Here is a 5,391-nt window from a genome sequence, read left to right as displayed (position 1 = left end):
GGGCGGTATAGTTCGCCTCCTCAGCAGACAACGCAGCGACGGAAACGAAACGCAGCGACCTGCACCGCTCTTTAAAAAACAGAATAACCGATAGGTGTGAGTGCTTGGCGAAAGCCAAATACTTGCACTGCAAGACAAGAAATACTTGTTATTTTCTTTGATCTTGCGTGCCAGAAAATTTGCTATGAGATTGAACTGAAGAGTTTGATCCTGGCTCAGATTGAACGCTGGCGGCATGCTTTACACATGCAAGTCGAACGGTAACAGGGAGCTTGCTCCGCTGACGAGTGGCGAACGGGTGAGTAATGCGTCGGAACGTGCCGAGTAGTGGGGGATAACTATCCGAAAGGATAGCTAATACCGCATACGCTTTGAGAAGGAAAGCAGGGGATCGTAAGACCTTGCGCTATTCGAGCGGCCGACGTCTGATTAGCTAGTTGGTGAGGTAAGAGCTCACCAAGGCGACGATCAGTAGCGGGTCTGAGAGGATGATCCGCCACACTGGGACTGAGACACGGCCCAGACTCCTACGGGAGGCAGCAGTGGGGAATTTTGGACAATGGGCGCAAGCCTGATCCAGCCATGCCGCGTGTCTGAAGAAGGCCTTCGGGTTGTAAAGGACTTTTGTCAGGGAGGAAATCCCTAGCGCTAATATCGCTGGGGGATGACAGTACCTGAAGAATAAGCACCGGCTAACTACGTGCCAGCAGCCGCGGTAATACGTAGGGTGCAAGCGTTAATCGGAATTACTGGGCGTAAAGCGTGCGCAGGCGGTTGTGTAAGTCTGATGTGAAAGCCCCGGGCTTAACCTGGGAACTGCATTGGAGACTGCACGGCTAGAGTGCGTCAGAGGGGGGTAGAATTCCGCGTGTAGCAGTGAAATGCGTAGAGATGCGGAGGAATACCGATGGCGAAGGCAGCCCCCTGGGATGACACTGACGCTCATGCACGAAAGCGTGGGGAGCAAACAGGATTAGATACCCTGGTAGTCCACGCCCTAAACGATGTCAACTAGCTGTTGGGGGTTTGAATCCTTGGTAGCGTAGCTAACGCGAGAAGTTGACCGCCTGGGGAGTACGGCCGCAAGGTTAAAACTCAAAGGAATTGACGGGGACCCGCACAAGCGGTGGATGATGTGGATTAATTCGATGCAACGCGAAAAACCTTACCTGGTCTTGACATGTACAGAACTTTCCAGAGATGGATTGGTGCCCGAAAGGGAGCTGTAACACAGGTGCTGCATGGCTGTCGTCAGCTCGTGTCGTGAGATGTTGGGTTAAGTCCCGCAACGAGCGCAACCCTTGCCATTAGTTGCTACCATTTAGTTGAGCACTCTAATGGGACTGCCGGTGACAAACCGGAGGAAGGTGGGGATGACGTCAAGTCCTCATGGCCCTTATGACCAGGGCTTCACACGTCATACAATGGTCGGTACAGAGGGTCGCGAAGCCGCGAGGTGGAGCCAATCTCATAAAACCGATCGTAGTCCGGATCGCACTCTGCAACTCGAGTGCGTGAAGTCGGAATCGCTAGTAATCGCGGATCAGCATGCCGCGGTGAATACGTTCCCGGGTCTTGTACACACCGCCCGTCACACCATGGGAGTGAGTTTCACCAGAAGTGGGTAGGCTAACCGTAAGGAGGCCGCTTACCACGGTGGGATTCATGACTGGGGTGAAGTCGTAACAAGGTAGCCGTAGGGGAACCTGCGGCTGGATCACCTCCTTTCTAGAGAAGGCAATTGTCAAGCACTCACAGCCTATCGGTTATTCATGATTTAAGGGTAGTAACTGGGTTTGTAGCTCAGCTGGTTAGAGCACTGTGTTGATAACGCAGGGGTCGTAGGTTCGAGTCCTACCAGACCCACCAGTTTGGGGGATTAGCTCAGTTGGGAGAGCACCTGCTTTGCAAGCAGGGGGTCGTCGGTTCGATCCCGTCATCCTCCACCACCTCAACTCAAACAAAAACGCATCTGGAAACGTTGTTTCCGGGTATCTTTTTGTTTGCGTTGAATTGACCGTCAGGTCAAACGCCCGATCTTTAACAAACTGAAGAAGCCGAATTAATTAGACGGCGAGATGAATCACCTGCAGTTAACTCTGCATGTGGGACAAATCGCCATCTTGGGAATTTGATTGTATCTAATGTCATGTCGCCATATCAAAAGGGGCGGTGTGACATGTCGCACAAACACATTCTGTCGGATTGGTAATCCAGGTTACTGAAATGATAGGGTCAAGCGACTAAGTGCATCTGGTGGATGCCTTGGCGATCACAGGCGATGAAGGACGTGTAAGCCTGCGAAAAGCGCGGGGGAGCTGGCAATAGAGCTTTGATCCCGCGATATCCGAATGGGGAAACCCACCCGCAAGGGTATCCCGTACTGAATACATAGGTACGTGGAAGCGAACCGAGTGAACTGAAACATCTAAGTAACTCGAGGAAAAGAAATCAACCGAGATTCCGTCAGTAGTGGCGAGCGAACGCGGAATAGCCTGTATGTGATAGAGATTGAGATAGTGGAAGGCATTGGAAACTGCCGCCGTAGTGGGTGATAGCCCCGTACACGAAATTTCATTCTTGGTACTGAGCATACGAAAAGTAGGGCGGGACACGCGAAATCCTGTTTGAAGATGGGGGGACCATCCTCCAAGGCTAAATACTCGTGATCGACCGATAGTGAACCAGTACCGTGAGGGAAAGGCGAAAAGAACCCCGGGAGGGGAGTGAAATAGAACCTGAAACCGGATGCATACAAACAGTGGGAGCCTCGCAAGGGGTGACTGCGTACCTTTTGTATAATGGGTCAGCGACTTACGTTCAGTAGCAAGCTTAACCGCATAGGGGAGGCGTAGGGAAACCGAGTCCGAATAGGGCGCTTTAGTTGCTGGGCGTAGACCCGAAACCGAGTGATCTATCCATGGCCAGGATGAAGGTGCGGTAACACGCACTGGAGGTCCGAACCCACTAGTGTTGCAAAACTAGGGGATGAGCTGTGGATAGGGGTGAAAGGCTAAACAAACTCGGAGATAGCTGGTTCTCCCCGAAAACTATTTAGGTAGTGCCTCATGTATCACTTCCGGGGGTAAAGCACTGTTATGGCTAGGGGGTCATTGCGATTTACCAAACCATGGCAAACTCTGAATACCGGAAAGTGCGAGCATGGGAGACAGACGGTGGGTGCTAACGTCCATCGTCAAGAGGGAAACAACCCAGACCGCCAGCTAAGGTCCCAAATGATCAGTTAAGTGGTAAACGAAGTGGGAAGGCCCAGACAGCCAGGATGTTGGCTTAGAAGCAGCCATCATTTAAAGAAAGCGTAATAGCTCACTGGTCGAGTCGTCCTGCGCGGAAGATGTAACGGGGCTCAAACTGATAACCGAAGCTGCGGATTTGCACGTAAGTGCAGATGGTAGGGGAGCGTTCTGTAGGTCTGTGAAGGTGTCTCGTAAGGGATGCTGGAGATATCAGAAGTGCGAATGCTGACATGAGTAGCGATAAAGCGGGTGAAAAGCCCGCTCGCCGAAAGCCCAAGGTTTCCTACGCAACGTTCATCGGCGTAGGGTGAGTCGGCCCCTAAGGCGAGGCTGAAAAGCGTAGTCGATGGGAAACGGGTTAAAATTCCCGTACTTTTGTGTAGTGCGATGTGGGGACGGAGAAGGTTAGGTCAGCGGCCTGTTGGAATAGGTCGTTCAAGCTGGTAGGTGGTCAGGGTAGGCAAATCCGCCCTTTCATTAACACCGAGAAGTGATAACGAGGGTCTACGGACCTGAAGTGACTGATACCACGCTTCCAGGAAAAGCCACTAAGCTTCAGCTACACAAGAACCGTACCGCAAACCGACACAGGTGGGCAGGATGAGAATTCTAAGGCGCTTGAGAGAACTCAGGAGAAGGAACTCGGCAAATTGATACCGTAACTTCGGGAGAAGGTATGCCTGTTGTGGTGTAGACCCTTGCGGTTGAAGCTACGACAGGTCGCAGAGAATCGGTGGCTGCGACTGTTTATCAAAAACACAGCACTCTGCCAACACGAAAGTGGACGTATAGGGTGTGACGCCTGCCCGGTGCTGGAAGGTTAAGTGATGGGGTGCAAGCTCTTGATCGAAGCCCCAGTAAACGGCGGCCGTAACTATAACGGTCCTAAGGTAGCGAAATTCCTTGTCGGGTAAGTTCCGACCCGCACGAATGGCGTAACGATGGCCACACTGTCTCCTCCTGAGACTCAGCGAAGTTGAAGTGTTTGTGAAGATGCAATCTCCCCGCTGCTAGACGGAAAGACCCCGTGAACCTTTACTGTAGCTTTGCATTGGACTTTGAAGTGGTTTGTGTAGGATAGGTGGGAGGCTTTGAAGCCAGGACGCTAGTTCTGGTGGAGCCGACCTTGAAATACCACCCTGACCCCTTTGAGGTTCTAACCTTGGTCCGTTATCCGGATCGGGGACAGTGCATGGTAGGCAGTTTGACTGGGGCGGTCTCCTCCCAAAGTGTAACGGAGGAGTTCGAAGGTTACCTAGGTACGGTCGGAAATCGTGCTGATAGTGCAATGGCAAAAGGTAGCTTAACTGCGAGACCGACAAGTCGAGCAGGTGCGAAAGCAGGACATAGTGATCCGGTGGTTCTGAATGGAAGGGCCATCGCTCAACGGATAAAAGGTACTCCGGGGATAACAGGCTGATACCGCCCAAGAGTTCACATCGACGGCGGTGTTTGGCACCTCGATGTCGGCTCATCACATCCTGGGGCTGTAGCCGGTCCCAAGGGTATGGCTGTTCGCCATTTAAAGTGGTACGTGAGCTGGGTTCAAAACGTCGTGAGACAGTTTGGTCCCTATCTGCAGTGGGCGTTGGAAGTTTGACGGGGGCTGCTCCTAGTACGAGAGGACCGGAGTGGACGAACCTCTGGTGTACCGGTTGTCACGCCAGTGGCATTGCCGGGTAGCTAAGTTCGGAAGAGATAACCGCTGAAAGCATCTAAGCGGGAAACTCGCCTGAAGATGAGACTTCCCTGAGGGCTTGACCCTCCTGAAGAGTCGTTCGAGACCAGGACGTTGATAGGTCGGGTGTGGAAGCGCTGTGAGGCGTTAAGCTAACCGATACTAATTGCTCGTGAGGCTTGATCCTATCATTTGAGTGGCTTGGGAGACCGAGACCGAATGGATAGTGAATGTGCGACGCGATCAAAGATCCAAGATAAAGATACCTAATTAATTCAGTGTTCCAGACGGAGTCTGGGGTACAAAGCTTCTTCAAGTTTGTTGACAGTTTATGTCTGGTGGCCATAGCGAGGTGGTCCCACGCCTTCCCATCCCGAACAGGACCGTGAAACGCCTTAGCGCCGATGATAGTGTGGCATTCGCCATGTGAAAGTAGGACACCGCCAGACTCCCCTT

The 5,391-nt window shown here is 52.4% G+C and carries 2 tRNA genes and 3 rRNA genes; all 5 read left to right on the top strand.

Going from position 1 to position 5,391, the window contains the following annotated elements:
* Window positions 1–192 precede the first annotated feature (192 nt).
* Window positions 193–1,728: ribosomal RNA gene (locus tag DFR38_RS20700) — 16S ribosomal RNA — on the top strand.
* 64 nt (window positions 1,729–1,792) lie between these two features.
* Window positions 1,793–1,869: transfer RNA gene (locus DFR38_RS20695), tRNA-Ile, on the top strand.
* A 4-nt stretch (window positions 1,870–1,873) separates the two neighbouring features.
* Window positions 1,874–1,949, top strand: a tRNA-Ala gene (locus tag DFR38_RS20690).
* A gap of 284 nt (window positions 1,950–2,233) precedes the next feature.
* A 23S ribosomal RNA gene (locus DFR38_RS20685) occupies window positions 2,234–5,122 on the top strand.
* Window positions 5,123–5,269: 147 nt separating this feature from the next.
* Window positions 5,270–5,384 (top strand): 5S ribosomal RNA (gene rrf / locus DFR38_RS20680).
* Together the 16S, 23S and 5S rRNA genes with 2 tRNA genes alongside form the textbook arrangement of a ribosomal RNA operon.
* The last annotated feature ends 7 nt before the right edge of the window (window positions 5,385–5,391 follow it).

Origin of the sequence: Aquitalea magnusonii (genome assembly GCF_003202035.1) — a bacterium.
In the GTDB taxonomy this organism is placed as follows: Bacteria; Pseudomonadota; Gammaproteobacteria; order Burkholderiales; family Chromobacteriaceae; genus Aquitalea; species Aquitalea magnusonii.
Note: the sequence above shows the minus strand (reverse complement) of the source record. Positions and strands in the feature narration are given on the sequence as shown.